Source organism: Mesobacillus sp. LC4 (assembly GCF_053543455.1).
In genome coordinates this window covers 410,392-427,747 of sequence record NZ_JBGCUB010000003.1, presented here as the reverse complement: position 1 = coordinate 427,747, position 17,356 = coordinate 410,392, and the positions used below count along the sequence as shown (strand labels likewise).

The following is a 17,356-nucleotide window of genomic DNA, read 5'->3' as shown; positions in this document are numbered from 1 at the left end:
AGTAAGAAACTGGATTATCCATAATGGATAAGCGCTATGCCCCGATTGACACAATGTTTTCACCATTGCTTATGTTATATGTAGACCGATTGTTATAATATAAAAATGTGGGGTGAGTGATGTGAAGGAGACTTCAAAGGATAAATTAATCAGCACGGCATCACGGCTGTTTCAGCTGCAGGGTTACCATGGTACCGGCCTGAATCACATTTTAAAAGAAAGTGGTGCTCCGAAGGGTTCTTTATACTATTACTTTCCTGATGGAAAGGAACAGCTTGCGGTTGAGTCTGTGCAATTGACTGCTGAGCATGTCAGGGAACGCATTAAGCGGGGATTGGATCAAAAAGCAGATGCCGCTGAAGCGATTCAAAATTTTATTGAAAAAATGGCAGAGCAATATCAACATGATGCCACCCAAGAAGGAGTTCCCATTGCTGCAGTCGCACTTGAGACCGCTCTTTTCAGCGAACGCATTCGAAAAGCCTGTCAAAGCGGCTATGAGAGTTTCCAGCAAGTGTTTACCGACAAATTGCTTGAATCGGGATATGAAGAAGACAGGGCAAGAGAACTTGGAATAGTCATCAACAGCATGATTGAAGGAGCTTTTCTGCTATCTTTTACAATGGGTAACAATGAACCGCTGTTATTGGCGGCTAAAAATATTCCAGCACTCTTAAAGTGAGTATTGCTGGGGTTTTTTGAAAGTGAATTATATAGACTGGTCTACAAAAATGATGAGGTGGATGAACATGACAATATTAGTGACTGGTTTCAATGGCAAGGTTGGTTATGAAGTAGCGGAGAAATTAAAGGAAAGGGAAGTCTCAATGAAATGTGGTGTCCGGAATGTGGATCGGGCAAGGGAGCGGCATGGTTCAGCGTTCGATTTTGTCGCCCTCGATTTTTCAAAGCCAGATACTTTCGAGGAGGCTTTGGAAGGAATTGATGGGATTTTCCTGATGTACCCGCCTGGAGAGCGTATCGAGTTTGAAGCCTTTATCACACTGGCCAAGCAGAAGGGCGTCCGCCATATTGTCTACCTTTCAGTGAAGGATGTCCAATTCATGCCATTCATCCACCATTTTAAAAATGAAAAATTAATAAAGAAGGCTGGAATTCCTTATACATTTTTGCGTGCAGGCTACTTCATGCAAAATTTGAATGACTTCTTACACAAGGAGCTAAAAGAGCGAAAACGCATCTTTGTGCCTGCAGGAAATGGGAAGACGAGCTTTGTAGATGCCAGGGATATTGCCGAGGTTGCAGCGATTGCCCTGACTGATCCGGCAGGGCACAGGAATAAAAATTACGTCATCACCGGCAAGGAAGCGCTCGATTTTTATGAAGTGGCCAGGATCATGTCAGAAGTGATGAATACGAAGGTTGAGTACTCTAACCCTTCCGTAAAAGAGTTTAAAGATCATATGATTTCTGCGGGAAATGATGAGAGTTTTATCAATGTTGTTGCCGGCATCCACATGCCGACGAAATTGGGCCTGGCAAAAGGGATAAAGGATGACTTTGAAAAGGTAACTGGAACGAAGCCATCCAGCATCAGGGAGTATATCGAGGATTACAAAGAAGTTTGGCTTTAGGGATTTTTAAAAAATTCTTCAGAATGGAGGGTGACCCAATGGGCGCTCTCTTTTTCGTGCATTTTAATCATTTATTAATAATTTCATAAGAGCATTTTAGGTTTTTGTTGGCAGAATAAAGAATGTGAAAGGGAGGCTATGACCTATGAAAAAGCCGATTGTGGAGATAAAGAATTTAAAGAAAGTGATTGGAGATAAAACGATTATCCATGGAATCAGCATGGATGTGTTTCCTGGTGAGGTCTTTGGGTTCCTGGGGCCGAATGGTGCGGGGAAGACGACGACAATCCGGATGATGGTCGGGTTGATGGGAATCACGGAAGGTGAAGTGCAGATCAATGGTTACAGCATACAGAAAAACTTTGAGAAGGCGATTTCGCATGTTGGCGGAATCATTGAAAATCCAGAGATGTACAAGTTCCTTTCAGGTTATGATAATTTGCTTCAATATGCGCGGATGCTGCCGGTCCCGGTGAAGAAGGAAAGAATCAATGAAATCGTGAAGCTTGTCGGGCTCGAGAAGCGAATCCATGAAAAGGTGAAGGGCTATTCTCTCGGAATGAGGCAGAGGCTCGGACTCGCACAGGCCTTATTGCATTCTCCGGCTTTATTAATCCTCGATGAGCCGACAAACGGCCTGGACCCTGCCGGAATCAGAGAAATCCGCACATATATAAGGAAGATTGCCCATGAGGAAGGAATCGCTGTGTTTGTATCCAGCCACATGCTTTCGGAAATGCAAATGATGTGTGACCGGATTGGCATCATCCAGGATGGGCATCTGGTGAGCGTGGAAAGTGTCGGGGAATTTGTTGGAGATAAGGTGAACACGGTGATCGAAGTAGAATCGCTTGAAAAAGCCAAAGAGTTTATTGAAAAAACACTTCCTGAACTCAATCCAAAAATCAATGGAAATGAGCTGCAGGTTTCAGCCAGCCGTGAAAACATACCAGCACTTGTTAAGGCGCTTGCGGAAAATGAATTCAGTATCTACAAAATCTCTTCCGGGAATAAGACCTTGGAGGAAAAATTCCTGGAAATGACGGAGGGGAAATAAATGAGCCATTTTTTCAGATTGGTGCATAATGAGAATATTAAAATATATAAGCGGGTGGGAACATGGGTGATGATCGGGATCCTGGTTCTCGTCGTGGCCCTTGTTGGTATTTTTACAAAGTTTGTGTTGGATCCTGGCGGAAATGCTGACTGGAAGGCGCAGCTGAGCGCTGAGAATGCACAGTTGACAGAAAGTGTAGAGTCGGCGCCAATGCTTGAAGCGCAAAAGCGAATGATGGAAGAAAGGATTGCCTTGAATGAATACCGGATTGAAAATGATGTGGCACCAATCGAACGAGATTCACTCTGGGGCTATATGGTTGATGCTACAACCTTCACCGGGATCGCTGCTCTTTTCACGATTGTGATTGCCGCTGGAATGGTAGCGAGTGAATTTTCCTGGGGAACCGTCAAGCTGCTGCTCATTCGCCCGGTCAGCAGGACGAAAATCCTCCTGGCAAAATATGCTTCGACCTTGCTGTTCGCACTCTTAATGCTACTATTATTGTTCAGCGCATCCTTTCTGTTTGGCACCCTCTTTTTCGGCTTCGGCGGTGCAGAAACACCATACCTGGCCTATAGCAATGGACAGGTCGTCGAGCAGAATATGGTCACCCATATTATTCAGTTGTTTGGTTTCAGGAGCATCGACCTTGTCATGATGGTGACTCTCGCTTTCATGATTTCGACTGTGTTCCGCAGCAGCTCGCTCGCAATTGGCATTTCGTTGTTCCTGATGTTTACGGGACCGCAACTCGTCCAGCTTTTAAGCCAGTACGACTGGGCAAAATTTATCCTGTTCGCGAATACGGACTTGCAGCAGTACACGACAGGCACACCGCTTGTTGAAGGAATGACGATGACTTTTTCCATTGTCATGTTGTTGATTTACTTCGCGCTTTTCGCTTTTCTGTCGCTGTACATTTTTAAAAAGCGTGATGTTGCGGCTTAAGCTTAACTATGTTATGAAAGAGGAAACCGCTTTTGGTGGTTTCCTTCATTTTTAAAAAAGTAGGGCGGTACTGTGCATGGAAAAAGATTTGATTCTGATTGTGGAAGATGAACGGGAAATTGCTGAGCTTGTCCGCGATTATCTGGAGGCGGAGGGGTTCCGAAGCATCTTGGCTTATGATGGGCTTGATGGGTTGAATCAATTTATGGAACAACAGCCTGTGGTGGCCGTGCTAGATGTGATGCTGCCAAAAATGGATGGAATCGAGCTTTGCCGCAGGATCAGGGCAGAGTCGAATATTCCGATTATCATCATGAGTGCGAAGAAAAGTGATACTGACAAGATCATCGGGCTCGGGATAGGCGCGGATGATTATGTGACCAAACCATTCAGCCCTGGGGAGCTTGTTGCAAGGATCAAGGCGCAGCTTCGGCGGTTCAAGCATTTGTCTGTCCAAAAGGAGCCGGAAAATGTCATCAGATTCCCCGGGCTTGAGATTAATATGAAAGAATACACAGTGTTTTGTGCAGGGAATCAGGTCGAGCTTTCGGCCAAAGAATTTCGGCTGCTTGCGTTCATGGCGGCCAATAAAGGGCAGGTATTCACAAAAGAACAGCTGCTCGAAAATGTCTGGGGCTACCAGCATGTCGGCGATACGAACACGATCACCGTGTATGTGCGAAAGCTGCGCGAGAAGATTGAATCAGACCCTTCAGAACCACAATTTATAAAGACAGTCTGGGGAATAGGCTATAAATTCGATGGTGGAAGCACATGAGATGGGGGCTGAAGCCGCGGCTGATCTTCGCTTTTATCAGCATTATCTTGCTGCCGATTGTGGCATCGATTTTGTTTATAACCTTATTTTCTTCAGGTGTGGAACAACAATCAGGGAATGAGGATGAACTGAACATTCTCCTGTCTGAGGTCAAAAGTACGATTCACGAGAATGCTGAATATCTTGCAGAACCAGCTTTCTTTTACGAAAGGATAAGGCCGCTTCTTGAAAAATATGATATTGAGCTGACGGTTTTTTCCGCTGAAGGAGCTCCAGTATTTAATTCTGCCGCACATCAAAGAAGTAGCGAAGCATCTATGTGGCCGGATAGGCTCGGGAAGTTTACTGTGGACATACTGACCGAAGAACAGGGCGAATTATCTGCTGAAATCCAGGCCAATTCCTTCTCTGTGCCGCCATTCAGGCAGTTTCAAGAAATGATCTATGCCGTTCTTGGCGGGGTTGCGATCGGGCTGGCCGTCCTGGCCGCTCTCATTTTGCTGTGGACCTGGCATATCTCCAGGACGGTCCTCCATCCTTTAAAGGAAATATATCATGCGACTGAGGAAGTCATTGAAGGGAACTTGGATTATAAAATCAGATACGGAAAACAGGACGAAATCGGCCGGTTCATACAGGGCTTTAACCTGATGCGTGAGCACCTGAAAAAATCGATCGAGCAAAGGCAGCAATATGAACGGTCGCGGAAGCAGCTGATTGCCAGCATATCGCATGATCTGCGCACGCCACTTGCCTCGATCAAGGGCTATGTTGAGGGCCTTGAAGATGGAATTGCTAAAAATGAAGAGATGCAGAAGAAGTATTATCGGGTCATCAAATCAAAGACCGACCAGCTGGACAGGCTCATTGAAGACTTGTTTGAGTTCTCCAAGTTCGAGTTGGAGCAGCTCTCGATTGATAAGAATCTTGTGAACAGCTCCGAGTTTTTTCAGGATGCTTTCCATAGTGCGCAATTGGACTATCGAGAAGTAGAGCTGGTGCTGGCTGGGGCAATGCCATCGGTCAGCCTGAATATCGACAGCGGCAGGATCAAGCAGGTTATGGTGAACTTGATTGATAATGCCGTCAAGTATGGCGGGACGACAATCATCATGAAAATTGAGAAACAGGGCAGTTTTATTCAGGTTAGCATAAAGGATAATGGACAGGGGATAAGTGCAGAAGATCTGCCAAACATTTTCAATCCATTCTTCCGCGGCGAAAAGTCGCGTTCCAGGGAATCCGGCGGCACAGGACTTGGCCTTGCGATTGTAAAATACATTATTGAAACACATGGCGGAGAGATTCAGGTGACAAGCGAGCCTGGAAAAGGCAGTGAATTTACTTTCACATTGCCATTGTATCTGAGGCATTAGTGGAGCACGGGGACGTACCCTGTGCTTCCTTTTTTGTCTGAATACTAAGTTTATTTCATGGGATAATATGTTAAAATTTGAGTGAAGTCTTAAATGAAATTGGAGCGATTAAATTGTCCATTGAGATGATCGAACAAAACAAAAAGAGCTGGAATACTGTGGCACATCATTTTAACGGGAAGGACGCTTTGCCAAGCTATGGCCCTTTTGCCCAAAGTGAAGAAGAGTTAGGCCTTTTTGGCGAGCTCAAGAATAAAAAGGTCCTTGATATTGGCTGTGGCAGCGGGCATTCACTTGCCTATATGGCTGAAAAGGGGGCAAGTGAACTCTGGGGAGTGGATTTGTCAGAGACACAAATAAGGACTGCAGAAGAAACACTTAAGGATGTAAAACACCATTTGTTCTGTGCACCAATGGAATCTGAGATTGGGCTGCCAAAACAATACTTTGACGTAGTTTGCTCCATCTATGCAATCGGCTGGACATCAGACCTTGCTGCTACGTTTGAACTGATCCATTCCTATTTGAAGCCGGGCGGCTCCTTCATATTCAGCTGGGACCAACCGTTATATGGTCATTTGAAAAGTCAGAACGGAGAACTCTTTCTCGATGGATCCTATCAGGTGGAGGGAATGATACAATACCAAAACTTTAAAGGAGAGGAAGCGCCGGTAATCATTCCAAAAAGGAAAATGTCCACTTACATAAATGAATTAATCAACGCAGGTTTCACGATTGAGTCTGTGATTGAAAGCGAAGTGTCACCTGAATTTGATGGCGTGGATGAGGAAGTGTCCGATCGTTACTATTCTTTATATAAGGCTAGAAGATTCCCGTCAACGATGATCATTAAGTCTGTAAAAGGTTAATTGTATGGCAGGAATGAATGGAGACACTCGCCATTCATTCGGCTGGCGAGCCGTATGATTCTCCATCGAGCCTCGAAAGATACCCTTATGTAGAGGGAATTAGTTTTATAAGGGTACGATTAGATCCGAAAGATACCCTTATGTAGAGGGAATCAGTTTTATAAGGGTACGATTAGATCCGAAAGATACCCTTATGTAGAGGGAATCAGTTTTATAAGGGTACGATTCCGCCCGAAAGATACCCTTATGTAGAGGGAATTAGTTTTATAAGGGTACGATTAGATCCGAAAGATACCCTTATGTAGAGGGAATCGGCTCCACAAGGGTACGATTCCGGCCAAAAGATACCCTTATGTAAAGGAAACCAGTCGCATAAGGGTACGATTAGGTCTGAAAGATACCCTTATGTAAAGGAAACCAGTCGCATAAGGGTACGATTAGGTCTGAAAGATACCCTTATGTAAAGGGAATCAGTTTTATAAGGGTACGATTAAGTCCGAAAGATACCCTTATGTAAAGGAAACCAGTCGCATAAGGGTACGATTAAGTCCGAAAGATACCCTTATGTAAAGGAAACCAGTCGCATAAGGGTACGATTCCGCTCGAAAGATACCCTTATGAAGAGGGAGCCATCCGTATAAGGATACGATTCCGCTCGAAAGGTACCTTTATGTAGAATGAACCATCCCCATAAGGGTACGATTCGCCCGAGAGGTCCATATAATTAATAAAATCTCCTAATCTCCACAGTCTCAAATTCAAACCTCGCGCATATATTTATAGTTAACATTAATGGACAGCGAGGTGATGACATCATGTTTTCTGTTTCGGGAATGCAGGGGTTTGAGCTGTTTTCTGCTGAGCATTTGATTACTCTTGGGATTTTCTTTGGGGTTTGTCTTGGATTGGTGTTATTCAGAAATCAAATCAGGCCACATAAAAATGTTTTGAAATGGATGATTTTCTGGACTCTTGTGGCATGTCAGGTTTCACATCAAACATGGCTTATCCTCACCGGACAATGGGAAATTGGCGATCTTCCTTTGCATCTGTGCTCGTTGAGTTCTTTCCTGGCGATGTACCTTTTTTTAAGGAAAAGCGTAAAAGGTTTTTATGTGCTCTACTTCATTGGCAGTTTACCAGCGATTTTAGCCATGGTTACACCTGAAATGTCTTACACCTTTCCTCATTTCGACTATATCGAATACTTCCTCAATCACTCAGCCATTCCGATTGCCGTATTGTACTTCATCCTTTTTGAAGGCTACAGAATTCCTCGCAAAGCCATTCTTTTCGCTTATCTAGTAGTGAACATCGTTGCTGTCCCAATCTTCCTTTTCAATTTCTTGTTCGATACGAATTTCTTTTACTTGGCGAGTCCAACAGAAGCAAAGACCATCCTGAGCTTTTTTGGCAGTGGGATCATGTATTACTTGAATCTCGAAGCTGCGGCACTCATCGTTTTCAGCATTACTTATATGCCAATGTGGCAGCTGATTAAAGTGGAAAATCGCAAGCGGTTAATCAGCACCTACTCGCAGAAATGATGGAATACCAATTTTCTTTTTATCTAAAAATCTAGCATATTATCACTAACAAAAAATGTAATTTAAATGTATAATATAGTAAAATATTACTATGCTTACAAGATTATTCAGAAGAGAAGAAGGGTGTTCATGAACGTTCTATATGTCATCTTAGGAATGATTTTTATTTACGGGGTGTATCAGTTATGGCAGAAAATACAGCAACGAATGAACTATTTAACGACCATTTCTAATCTTGTAGAGTACTCGAAGGATATCATTTACTACTTGGAACTGAAGCCAGTGTTCAAATACCGATATTTAAGTCCATCCATCAATTCAATCTTGAGTCCGAATATTGTCGAAGAGAGCATGAGGAACCCATATACAGCGTTTGAAAGGATTCATCCTGAAGATCTTCCAATCTTGATGAAAAAAACCTCCGGTGGGCTGGATTATAATCAACCCATCATCCAGCGCTGGAAAAACGATGCTGGTGAATATATCTGGTTCGAGGAACATACGACACCGATTTATCAGAGGGGTGAAATCGTAGCGATCCAGGGAATCATCAGGAATATCAGTGATAAAGTTGAGCTGCAAAAACAACTGGAATATAAGGTTTCCCATGATATTTTAACCAGTCTGTACAATCGGGAATACTTTGAAACCATGATGGATCGGTATGATCATCAAGTCAATGCACCGATTTCAATTTTGGTTTTCGATTTGGATCATTTGAAGAAAATCAATGATTCATATGGCCATAAAGTGGGTGATCAGCTAATCAAGGAAACGGCCGCCATTTTAAAAGACTTCTCGAATGACGATGTGATTGTCTCAAGAATTGGCGGTGACGAGTTCGCCATATTGTTGGTGAATAGCGCTCCTGAGCAGGCAGAGGCTCTAATGGCCGCGATCCAGAGGGAGATGGATCATCTGAACGCCGATGAAAACAGGTTGTACAAAATTCACCTTTCCAAGGGCTATGCCTTCGACCACACGTCAATCGGCAAAATGGAAGAGTTGTTCATCGAAGCCGATAATCAGATGTACAGAGAAAAGAAGTATAATAAGAAAAATAGGTTCGCCAATTCTTGGTAAAAATGAATCTCCGGAAAATTGTGCAAGATCAAAAATATTGAAGGGACGGGACGTTCAGGATCCGTCTCTTTTTTATGTTTGTTAAAATTTTTTGCAGTAGTGTGCTAGTAATCAAACGGAAGCAACTGACAAATAAATCATATTGACTACAACACTTGAATCCTATAAAGTACAAAAGTATGTTTTTGAAAATGTAGAGTGCTAGAACAAGGCGCTTGCGCATTTATTTATAGGAGGCAGAAATGGATACTCAGAATCAAACACAGATCAAAATCACAACAGCAGATCCATCAGCGCTTGGCTTGTTTGGACTGGCGATGGTTACATTGGTGGCGTCTTCCCAGAAGCTTGGGTTCACAGATGGCGTTTCACTCATCATTCCTTGGGCTATTTTCCTTGGCGGACTGGCACAGCTTTACGCTGCGATTCTTGATGGGAAGCATAACAATGTCTTTGGCATGACAGCTTTCGGTGCGTTCGGCCTCTTCTGGTTCGGTGTCGGAACGACTTGGCTGATCCAGCTCGGCTTTTTCGGTGAAAACCTCGCCGCAGATAGTGATGGGAAGCAACTGGGCATGGCCTTCATCAGTTATCTGATTTTCTCTATTTTCATGACAATTGGGGCACTTGAAACGAATAAAGTCTTATTTTTCATTTTCGTGTTGATCGACTTTTTATTCATTGGTCTTTCATTGAGTTCATTCGATATCATCCATGAGGCCTCACATATGCTGGCGGCCGTGTCAGAACTGGGCATTGCGATCCTTTCATTCTACGGCTCGGCAGCCAATGTGCTGAATACCCACTTCGGAAGAGTTGTCCTGCCAATCGGCAAGCCATTCGGGATTTTCAAGAAATAAGAGGGAAGGCACTAAGCGTGAATGCTTAGTGCTTTTTTCGGTACCAAGTAGGCTTAGTCTAAGAAATCACTTGCATCGATCTCATCTTCACAATTTGGACAGTATAGATTATCACTTTGACTTGTTTCTAAAAGTCTAGTTCCGCATCTGGGACAATAAATATTTGTTTCCTTTGTTTCTGGTTCGAAATTGAACATTTTTCTTCCTCCTTTTCATTTGCGACAAGCATATAAAATTATATTTTTTTTAGCAAATATGAAAAGTGGAGTAAACAGGAGATAAACAGAGATTGTCACAAATCATTTTTGTCTACGTTCGAGGATTTGCATACTCTCAAGTTTTGGGGTAAGAAAAAATGACGTTTTTTAGTAGAAATAATTTGATTTATAAATCCTAATGAATTGTAAACAATGTACGGTTCTAATGTAAATATAGAGTATGTAAAAGATGCTTGGAGTTTCTCCAAGCATCTTTCTTTGCTAACTTTATAGTGAGGCTGGTTCGATATTTGTATCTGTATCCGGCTTTCATTCTGGCTTCAAGCAGCAAGTTGAACATCAGAGACTATCACTTTCTTCATCAACCAATTTGGTATAAATAACGGTCCGTTCAGCCCGTTCAGTTGTTTCAGGGTCATAGTCGCCGCTGCAAGTAATCAGGTTGAGCGTGCTGGCAAATGAGAAGCCGAAAATATCTTCGATTGGGGCATCCAGACGAGGAAAAGTTTTTTGGTCGTAGACTTCAAAGGTCAGTGTCTGGCCCTCGGAGTCCGTTAGCATGATTTTGTCGCCATTTTTCAGTTTGTGAAGGTCATAGAACACAGCAGGGCTTGTCAGGTCGTCTACATGTCCTGCGAGGACTGCATTTCCTGGAGCTCCGGGCAATGTACCGGGCTCATACCAGCCAACATTGTCAGGATCCTTCGGAACATCCATGCGCCCGTCCTTCAAGGTGCCTACTTGCTCCATCTCGGTTTTGACATTGATTGCAGGAATTTCGATTGTCACAGGGATGATCCCTGTCCGGTTATCTTTAATGATCTCAACCTTCGATTCTGAGGAAGGGGCAGGTACAGAGGTTGCTTGCTGCTCTTTATTAGGAGCTTGAGTTTCTTCTGCCGTTTCAGCACCAGGCTGGCTTGAGCAGCCTGCCATTATCAGTGCAGCAACTATTATATGAATTTTTTTCAAGTGATTCACCTCAGGAAAAAGTCAGAAGAGAGAAGGGGAGATTCCTTCTCTCAATCTGGCTTATTATTTGAAAATAAGAAATGTTTAAATTTTCATTTTGAGAATTGTCCAGCTCCAGCGCCTAGCCCCTCGAGTCGCTTGTAGTTTCGCCTCCTAGAAACTCCGAAACTTCAACTCCGCCGGCAGAAGCAAAAAGCGCTTCTTTGTCGGAGTCTCCAGTTTCTGCGTTTCTGGGCAGTCGGCTATACTTTTCGATTTCGGTCCGCCCAATGAAGTCAAAGAGCAACTTCACCGGCCGGCCCTCCAGCGCTTGTCGGGGCTGTCCAAGGAGCTTACGCTTTTCTTATTTGTCAGCAGCGATACGTCGAACAGTTACGAATCCTGCAGCGGCTAACGCCAGAATGGCTGAGATCAGGATCGCCTCAAACGGAAGTCCTTGTGAAGCGGTGCCGCCCATTCCAGTCTTAGGCATTTCAGAAGGCATTTCTGCTTTGAATTTGTCAGGGAACTGGTCAACGATGGCCCCAGACAGTCCTTTTGATGTTTCAAACATGTGGCCATAAGCTTCCCTTACAGTAGGGTAGGTGCTGGCGTAATCTTCAGCCGTGTAGGTATCGAAAGCTTTAATCAGCTGGTCTACGTGCATTTGCAATCCTTCTGCCAGGGCATCTGCTTTCAGTCTGCCATCCGTTGCTGTCTCAAGGAACTTGGCAAATGAATCCTTATACTGGGCAAGGGCAGTAAGGGCTGCTTTTTTTGCTTCTTCATCATTTGCTCCGGTTGCTTTTACATAACTGACAAAATGTCCGATATGTTCGGCCCACATCTGTTTGAATTGTTCGCCTGCTTCGTCGCCATATACAGAGGCAATCGCTGCACTCAAATCTTCCGTATTGGCAGAAAGAGCCGCTGCTGACGCATCAAAATCCTTTGAGCCGTCAATGCCGTTCTGCATCGCTGTCACGGCCAGGCCGGCATGTTCTGATAGCAGGTAATTCAAGTCGGAGCGTAAATCAGCTGCAGGAGTGACTGCCTGATGGTTTTCAAATTTATCCGGGAATTGCATGACGATTGCATTGGAAAGGCCCTTGCTCACCATGTACATGTGGTGGATCGCTTCACGTTCGTATTCATATGCTTTTTCATAATCCCCTGAAACGTAGGCATTGAAGGCGCCGACCAGCTGGTCCACATGCATCTGCAGACCTTCAGCCAGGGCATCCGCTTCCAGTCGTTTTTCAGTTGCTGTGGAGAGGAAATTCGAGAAGTCTTCTTTATATTGCGCCAATTCATCAAGGGCAGCTTTCTTCGCTGCTTCGTCATTTCCCGCTGTTCCTTTGACATAGTCTACAAAGAAGCCAATGTGTGCGGACCACATATCCTTGAATTTTGCACCTGCTTCATCACCGTATACTGAGGCAATCGCTGCGCTTAAATCATCGGTGTTTCCTTGAAGGGCGGCTGCGGACTGTTCAAAGTCCTTCGCGCCATCGACACCTTTACGCATTGTTTCAACTGCTAAATAAACATGTTCACTAAGGAGCTGGTCAAGTGTAGCTCTTAAATCGACTGCTGAATCGGATACTGTGGGAACTGCGTGATCATGGGCTGCTGCTGAGTTGGCTGCAACAGGAAGTAAGAGGGATAGGCTAAGTGGTACGGTAATCGCTGCTTTTTTTAAATTCATTATGAAATCTCTCCTTTGTTTTTGGTTTTCACTATGCTAACGGGAGAAATTTGAAGATAGATCACTTTTTTTGAAAAAATTTAAAAAAAATGAAAAAAACCTGATCCGGAGTTCAAAAACCGGGTCAGGTTCAAATTCATTTTTATAACTGTGAAGCTAAAACAATATCACCCTTTGGCTGTTTGCTGTCAGGGGTCGGTTCGAGTGTAACTGCGATGGTGGTCCAGTTGTGCTCGCCTTCGTAATTAACCGAGTATGTGACGGCACCATTGCCTTCAGAGTTGGTACGGAAAGTTCCTGCCCTGAACTTTTCGCCGGCTTCATCAATCAGCCAAACCTGGTAGGCTTCATTGCCGGTTAATGGCTTGAGGTTGCTTGCCTGGACAACAAGGGCCATTCCTTCTTCTTTTTTGATCATGGCTGCTTCAGCATTTCCTTCATATCCTTCCGAAACAGCCAATTGAACCTGTTTTACGATTTCATCCGTTCCTTCCCGTGGTGGATCGCTGAGCTCCTGGTCAGGCTGGTTCAAATAAAAGTATGCGTTAGCGGATAAGGAGAGAAGCAATGACGCAGCCAAAAGGGGCTGAAGCCAACTGTAATTCCGGCGTTTACGTTTTTTCTCTGCTGGTTTTACAACTTCTTCAGTTTTTGCTAATTTTTCAATATCCTCAGTTTCTGCTGGCTTCTCAAATTTCTCAGCTTGCTCTGCCTCTTCAAAAACAGAAGCAAGGATTCTGTCCTTCATTCCTTCATTCGGCTCGACCAATTCTGCTGAAAAAGGAAGATCAGCTGTTAGCATAGTCAGTTCCTCCAGCTCTTCACGGCAATCCCTGCAGGTGGATAAATGGTTCTCAAATATTGATTTTTCCTCAACAGTCAGTGTGTTATTAAAATAATCCAGTAAACATTCACATACTTTATGATCGGTCATAGCTATGATCCCTCCCTTCCCTGATACCACCTATTGTTTTATGGAGATGCTTAAGAGCCAATCGTATTCGTCCTTTAACCGTCCCCAGAGGGATCTGAAATGTATCTGCAATTTTTTGCTGTGAGAGTCCTTTAAAATAAAACAGTTCAACAATTTGCTGCTGCTCTTCAGCCAGTTGATTGATGGCCACCCTGATCTCACTCTGTTTTTCTTTCCACTCTGCCACTTCTTCTACCGAAGGTTCAGTCGATTTCAATGCATCGCGGTCCTCAAGCTCGACATGGTTCTCATCCTTTTTGCGGAGGCAATCAATTGCAGCATACCTGGTAACGGTCAATATCCAAGAAGAAAATTTCCCTTTCGTTTCATCATACATTCCCGGTTTCGTCCACAGTTTAAGGAAAACATCCTGTACGATTTCCTCTGACAAATCACGCCTGCCAGTCACCCTGTATGCGAACGAAAACAGCAGCTTTTCATATCGGTCATATAAGAGTTCAAGTGCCCGTTTATCTTTTGCCTGCAAACGTGCATAAAGCTCGATATCATGTTCGCTCATCAATTTCTCCTTCTATATGTATTTTGTAACATCATAACCTATTTAGTTAAAGATGTAATTTTAGAGTCTGCTAAACTAACGATTCAAAATAGAATAAAGATCATTTTTTAAAAAAGGAATTGGCCTTTTTATATTGAAATTACTGACAAACATGAGCAAAGAATGACCGGATTGCACCATGGAATCTTGATAGGATGATTGTAAGGGAGTGAGTGGTATGGCGTGGATTGAATCCTTGCAGAGGGCAATTGACTATATGGAGGAGCATTTGCTTGACGATTTGACAGTGGAGGACATTGCAAAACAGGCGAGTTCATCTCCATTTCATTTCCAACGGACATTTGCCATTCTAACGGACATTTCTGTGGGTGAGTACATTAGACGGAGGCGTTTGACGCTCGCAGCAGGTGAATTATGCAGCGACGATGCAAAAGTAATTGACCTTGCGCTGAAATATGGCTACGACACTCCTGAAGCATTTACGAAGGCTTTTCGCAGGCAACATGGCATTTCTCCAACTGAAGCACGGAAGTACACCGGAAAGCTGAAATCATACAGCCGCCTGGGAATCCAGGTGAGTTTGAAGGGAGCGGAACCGATGCAATACAAAGTGGTAGAGCAAGATGGTTTTGAAGTGATTCGTATTAAGCAGGTATTTTCTTATGATAATGGAGAGAATCTGGATGGTATTCCTAAGATGTGGGATCAGGTGAATCAGGATGGAACTTGTGATTTTTTGGCCTGTAAAAACAATGGCCCAGTAAAAGGAGTTCTTGGTGTATGTGTGGACCAAGGCAAGATCCGGGATAAGGAGATGGATTATTGGGTTGCGGCAGCATATAATGGCGAAACACCTGATGGCTATCTGAAAATGGAAATCCCTGCGTCCAAGTGGGTGATCTTCGAGGTTCACGGTCCAATGCCGCATGCCATGCAAAAGGTATGGAAGCAAATTTTTACAGAATGGTTTCCCGCCAGTGGGTTCCAACATGCTGGGACACCAGAGCTGGAGGTTTATCCAGCAGGCAATTCAGCTGATCCGGAGTATTATTCTGAGGTATGGATACCGGTTAAGTAAGAGGTTCCGCTTGGGGAGGGTGATTTGAAGGATTTCTCTCAGAAGAATTCTTGATAGAGTGCATGTTTAAACTATCTAATCAAACGTTTGATTAAATAGTTTTTTTATTAGTGAGCGGTCTTTGAAACGAATAACCACCCCTCTTTTTAAAAAGGGATGGTCTTGAAGTTAATTGATTTCACGAATCTGTTCGGCGATCTTGGCGGAATAAACGGGCTCGGTTTCATGCTTTTCCTGTAATCTCGCGGGCAGGCCCTGGATTGATTGGACGACGGTATCCAGCTTTGCTTCAATTCGGTGAAGCAGGTACAGTGTCACAACAATCGGGAACCCAACATCGCTGATGAACGGAATCAGCTGTTCCATATGCGCTTTCTCCTTTCTTTCATTTTTAAAATAAGAGCCGGTCTCTAGTAGAAGACCGGCCCGCTTTCATAATTGTCTAGCTCTAGCGCCTAGCCCCTCGAGACGGTTCAGTCCTGCCAATGGAGTCAAAGGACGACTTCACTGTCAGGACTTCCAGCGCTTGTCGGGGCTGATCAAGGCGCTTCCGCTTTTCTTACTAAATTAATTCGTAATCGGTGATGTTGCGTTCGACAACGCGTGCGCTGTGAACGGCAACAAGGGTTCCATTCGTTGGCTGGAATGCATTGGAAGCGATGATTTGCTCCATTGCCAGCTTGACTGCTGCTGGATCAACGGGCTCCTTCGGGTTATCAACCGCTAGCTTCGCGTATTTGCCAAGAGCCGTAGTGAATTGCAACTCAATAGTTTTTGCCATGTTTTTCACCTCCTATTGAAAGAGTAGATTGCCAGATTAGATGATATCGAAGCTGTCGTTACGCTCCACAGAGCTTAACAAGTTCGCGCTAAGGCCGCCAAGTGCAAGAGCCGCCTGCTGAACCTGATCAGCAGTAGCTTCCTTTCTCACATAACGGTAAGTCTTAGGCTTGAAAATCGACTCGCCCTTCTCATCCACACCAGCCTCAAACATCAGCCTGATATTAGAATCCTTCAACATCGCCATTGCCATTTGCCTCACCTCCTTTCACCTTCTATATACAGATGGGGAAGGGGAAAGGACAGGGTGAGTGAGAAAATTATTGGAGGACTTCATTTGAAGGTAGCAGGTCCTATCGGTCAAACGCAGAGGGAAAGAAGGGAAAAGTGTCCGATAGAAGGGCTCTATCGGCCAAACGCGTAGGGAAAGAAAGGAAAAGTGTCCGATAGAAGGGCTCTATCGGACAAACACGGAGGAAAAGAAGAGGAAAGTGTCCGATAGAAAGGCTCTATCGGCCAAACACAGAGGAAAAGAAGAGGGAAGTGTCCGATAGAAAGGCTCTATCGGCCAAACACAGAGGGAAAGAAGGTGAAAGTGTCCGATAGAAGGGCTCTATCGGACAAAAGCGTAGGGAAAGAAAGGAAAAGTGTCCGATAGAAGGGCTCTATCAGTCAAACCCAGAGGAAAAGAAGGGAAAAGTGTCCGATAGAAGGGCTTCTAATAGACAAAAAAACCCCTCAACAAAAAGAGCTTTTTCCTGAAGACATTCTCATGCTTCCTACCGTATTGATTTGGATTTTATTTTCATGTAGTATGGTAATACTATTTTGTGGAAGGGTGACTTGGGGCGATGAATAACTAATCCTGTTTGAGAATGAATTGAAATACACAATTTTTCTGGATAGGATTAGGCTTGCCTTCTGAGAACCCAATGTTAAATATGATCATGCCCTGGCATGGTCTGTGTTCTTTTAATGGTTAAGGTCTGCTCTCTATCCAGTCAGGAATAGG

The 17,356-nt window shown here is 44.0% G+C and carries 20 protein-coding genes; 11 read left to right on the top strand and 9 right to left on the bottom strand.

All coding sequences use genetic code 11. From position 1 onward, the window contains the following. The first annotated feature begins 121 nt into the window (after positions 1 to 121). From AB5I83_RS12990 to AB5I83_RS12945, 10 genes are all read left to right on the top strand, one after another. Complete coding sequence (locus AB5I83_RS12990) at positions 122 to 682, top strand: TetR/AcrR family transcriptional regulator (protein WP_448975916.1); 561 nt, start codon at positions 122 to 124, stop codon at positions 680 to 682. Positions 683 to 749: 67 nt separating this feature from the next. After that, on the top strand, positions 750 to 1,595 hold the full coding sequence (locus tag AB5I83_RS12985) for an SDR family oxidoreductase (RefSeq protein ID WP_448975915.1): 846 nt from the start codon (positions 750 to 752) through the stop codon (positions 1,593 to 1,595). Between the two features lie 145 nt (positions 1,596 to 1,740). Then, a complete protein-coding gene (locus tag AB5I83_RS12980; RefSeq protein ID WP_448975914.1) occupies positions 1,741 to 2,652 on the top strand; it encodes an ABC transporter ATP-binding protein in 912 nt (303 codons plus the stop codon). Then, complete coding sequence (locus AB5I83_RS12975; RefSeq protein WP_448975913.1) at positions 2,653 to 3,603, top strand: ABC transporter permease; 951 nt, start codon at positions 2,653 to 2,655, stop codon at positions 3,601 to 3,603. A 76-nt stretch (positions 3,604 to 3,679) separates the two neighbouring features. Further along, positions 3,680 to 4,381, top strand: a complete 702-nt coding sequence (locus AB5I83_RS12970; protein ID WP_448975912.1) for a winged helix-turn-helix domain-containing protein — start codon at positions 3,680 to 3,682, stop codon at positions 4,379 to 4,381. Beyond that, positions 4,378 to 5,757 carry a sensor histidine kinase gene (locus AB5I83_RS12965; protein WP_448975911.1) on the top strand — a complete coding sequence of 460 codons (1,380 nt, stop codon included), beginning with the start codon at positions 4,378 to 4,380 and terminating at the stop codon, positions 5,755 to 5,757. Before AB5I83_RS12970 ends, AB5I83_RS12965 begins: the two co-directional genes overlap by 4 nt. Before the next feature lie 125 nt (positions 5,758 to 5,882). Continuing rightward, on the top strand, positions 5,883 to 6,626 hold the full coding sequence (locus tag AB5I83_RS12960; RefSeq protein ID WP_448975984.1) for a class I SAM-dependent methyltransferase: 744 nt from the start codon (positions 5,883 to 5,885) through the stop codon (positions 6,624 to 6,626). Positions 6,627 to 7,441: 815 nt separating this feature from the next. Further along, positions 7,442 to 8,173, top strand: a complete 732-nt coding sequence (locus AB5I83_RS12955) for a YwaF family protein (RefSeq protein WP_448975910.1) — start codon at positions 7,442 to 7,444, stop codon at positions 8,171 to 8,173. A 129-nt stretch (positions 8,174 to 8,302) separates the two neighbouring features. Next, a complete protein-coding gene (locus tag AB5I83_RS12950; protein WP_448975909.1) occupies positions 8,303 to 9,256 on the top strand; it encodes a sensor domain-containing diguanylate cyclase in 954 nt (317 codons plus the stop codon). Positions 9,257 to 9,498: 242 nt separating this feature from the next. Further along, a complete protein-coding gene (locus AB5I83_RS12945) occupies positions 9,499 to 10,116 on the top strand; it encodes an acetate uptake transporter (RefSeq protein WP_448975908.1) in 618 nt (205 codons plus the stop codon). A 53-nt stretch (positions 10,117 to 10,169) separates the two neighbouring features. Here AB5I83_RS12945 and AB5I83_RS12940 read toward each other — a convergent pair whose 3' ends face one another. The 6 genes from AB5I83_RS12940 to AB5I83_RS12915 all read right to left on the bottom strand — a co-directional run bounded on the left by AB5I83_RS12940 (position 10,170) and on the right by AB5I83_RS12915 (position 14,486). Next, positions 10,170 to 10,313 carry an Sjogren's syndrome/scleroderma autoantigen 1 family protein gene (locus AB5I83_RS12940; protein WP_448975907.1) on the bottom strand — a complete coding sequence of 48 codons (144 nt, stop codon included), beginning with the start codon at positions 10,311 to 10,313 and terminating at the stop codon, positions 10,170 to 10,172. A 360-nt stretch (positions 10,314 to 10,673) separates the two neighbouring features. Then, on the bottom strand, positions 10,674 to 11,306 hold the full coding sequence (locus AB5I83_RS12935) for a class F sortase (protein WP_448975906.1): 633 nt from the start codon (positions 11,304 to 11,306) through the stop codon (positions 10,674 to 10,676). A 121-nt stretch (positions 11,307 to 11,427) separates the two neighbouring features. Further along, positions 11,428 to 11,598 (bottom strand): hypothetical protein, encoded by a 171-nt coding sequence (locus AB5I83_RS12930; protein WP_448975905.1) that lies wholly within the window; start codon positions 11,596 to 11,598, stop codon positions 11,428 to 11,430. A gap of 51 nt (positions 11,599 to 11,649) precedes the next feature. Further along, positions 11,650 to 12,993: a copper amine oxidase gene (locus AB5I83_RS12925; RefSeq protein ID WP_448975904.1), complete on the bottom strand. Its 1,344-nt coding sequence runs from the start codon at positions 12,991 to 12,993 to the stop codon at positions 11,650 to 11,652. Positions 12,994 to 13,135: 142 nt separating this feature from the next. Then, a complete protein-coding gene (locus AB5I83_RS12920; RefSeq protein WP_448975903.1) occupies positions 13,136 to 13,927 on the bottom strand; it encodes an anti-sigma factor in 792 nt (263 codons plus the stop codon). Next, complete coding sequence (locus AB5I83_RS12915; protein ID WP_448975902.1) at positions 13,914 to 14,486, bottom strand: RNA polymerase sigma factor; 573 nt, start codon at positions 14,484 to 14,486, stop codon at positions 13,914 to 13,916. The genes AB5I83_RS12920 and AB5I83_RS12915 overlap by 14 nt, the downstream gene beginning before the upstream one ends. Before the next feature lie 217 nt (positions 14,487 to 14,703). Here AB5I83_RS12915 and AB5I83_RS12910 point away from each other — a divergent pair, with 217 nt between their 5' ends. Next, positions 14,704 to 15,564 carry an AraC family transcriptional regulator gene (locus tag AB5I83_RS12910; protein ID WP_448975901.1) on the top strand — a complete coding sequence of 287 codons (861 nt, stop codon included), beginning with the start codon at positions 14,704 to 14,706 and terminating at the stop codon, positions 15,562 to 15,564. A 168-nt stretch (positions 15,565 to 15,732) separates the two neighbouring features. Here the strand turns inward: AB5I83_RS12910 and AB5I83_RS12905 are convergent, their stop codons facing one another. The 3 genes from AB5I83_RS12905 to AB5I83_RS12895 all read right to left on the bottom strand — a co-directional run bounded on the left by AB5I83_RS12905 (position 15,733) and on the right by AB5I83_RS12895 (position 16,597). Then, the gene (locus tag AB5I83_RS12905; RefSeq protein ID WP_448975900.1) at positions 15,733 to 15,930 is read right to left on the bottom strand and encodes a YvrJ family protein; all 198 of its coding nucleotides are present in this window, start codon (positions 15,928 to 15,930) and stop codon (positions 15,733 to 15,735) included. Between the two features lie 196 nt (positions 15,931 to 16,126). Next, positions 16,127 to 16,345, bottom strand: coding sequence for a DUF2922 domain-containing protein (locus AB5I83_RS12900; RefSeq protein WP_448975899.1), 219 nt, complete (start codon positions 16,343 to 16,345; stop codon positions 16,127 to 16,129). 36 nt (positions 16,346 to 16,381) lie between these two features. Beyond that, the gene (locus AB5I83_RS12895; protein WP_167833449.1) at positions 16,382 to 16,597 is read right to left on the bottom strand and encodes a DUF1659 domain-containing protein; all 216 of its coding nucleotides are present in this window, start codon (positions 16,595 to 16,597) and stop codon (positions 16,382 to 16,384) included. Positions 16,598 to 17,356: the final 759 nt, after the last annotated feature.

What these genes read in the sequence shown, in the direction of transcription:
- AB5I83_RS12985 (WP_448975915.1), top strand. Translation starts at nt 750, where the DNA reads ATGACAATATTAGTGACTGGTTTCAATGGCAAGGTTGGTTATGAAGTA.
- AB5I83_RS12980 (WP_448975914.1), top strand. Translation starts at nt 1,741, where the DNA reads ATGAAAAAGCCGATTGTGGAGATAAAGAATTTAAAGAAAGTGATTGGA.
- AB5I83_RS12975 (WP_448975913.1), top strand. Translation starts at nt 2,653, where the DNA reads ATGAGCCATTTTTTCAGATTGGTGCATAATGAGAATATTAAAATATAT.
- AB5I83_RS12970 (WP_448975912.1), top strand. Translation starts at nt 3,680, where the DNA reads ATGGAAAAAGATTTGATTCTGATTGTGGAAGATGAACGGGAAATTGCT.
- AB5I83_RS12965 (WP_448975911.1), top strand. Translation starts at nt 4,378, where the DNA reads ATGAGATGGGGGCTGAAGCCGCGGCTGATCTTCGCTTTTATCAGCATT.
- AB5I83_RS12960 (WP_448975984.1), top strand. Translation starts at nt 5,883, where the DNA reads ATGATCGAACAAAACAAAAAGAGCTGGAATACTGTGGCACATCATTTT.
- AB5I83_RS12955 (WP_448975910.1), top strand. Translation starts at nt 7,442, where the DNA reads ATGTTTTCTGTTTCGGGAATGCAGGGGTTTGAGCTGTTTTCTGCTGAG.
- AB5I83_RS12950 (WP_448975909.1), top strand. Translation starts at nt 8,303, where the DNA reads ATGAACGTTCTATATGTCATCTTAGGAATGATTTTTATTTACGGGGTG.
- AB5I83_RS12945 (WP_448975908.1), top strand. Translation starts at nt 9,499, where the DNA reads ATGGATACTCAGAATCAAACACAGATCAAAATCACAACAGCAGATCCA.
- AB5I83_RS12940 (WP_448975907.1), bottom strand. Translation starts at nt 10,313, where the DNA reads ATGTTCAATTTCGAACCAGAAACAAAGGAAACAAATATTTATTGTCCC.
- AB5I83_RS12925 (WP_448975904.1), bottom strand. Translation starts at nt 12,993, where the DNA reads ATGAATTTAAAAAAAGCAGCGATTACCGTACCACTTAGCCTATCCCTC.
- AB5I83_RS12920 (WP_448975903.1), bottom strand. Translation starts at nt 13,927, where the DNA reads ATGACCGATCATAAAGTATGTGAATGTTTACTGGATTATTTTAATAAC.
- AB5I83_RS12915 (WP_448975902.1), bottom strand. Translation starts at nt 14,486, where the DNA reads ATGAGCGAACATGATATCGAGCTTTATGCACGTTTGCAGGCAAAAGAT.
- AB5I83_RS12910 (WP_448975901.1), top strand. Translation starts at nt 14,704, where the DNA reads ATGGCGTGGATTGAATCCTTGCAGAGGGCAATTGACTATATGGAGGAG.
- AB5I83_RS12905 (WP_448975900.1), bottom strand. Translation starts at nt 15,930, where the DNA reads ATGGAACAGCTGATTCCGTTCATCAGCGATGTTGGGTTCCCGATTGTT.
- AB5I83_RS12900 (WP_448975899.1), bottom strand. Translation starts at nt 16,345, where the DNA reads ATGGCAAAAACTATTGAGTTGCAATTCACTACGGCTCTTGGCAAATAC.
- AB5I83_RS12895 (WP_167833449.1), bottom strand. Translation starts at nt 16,597, where the DNA reads ATGGCAATGGCGATGTTGAAGGATTCTAATATCAGGCTGATGTTTGAG.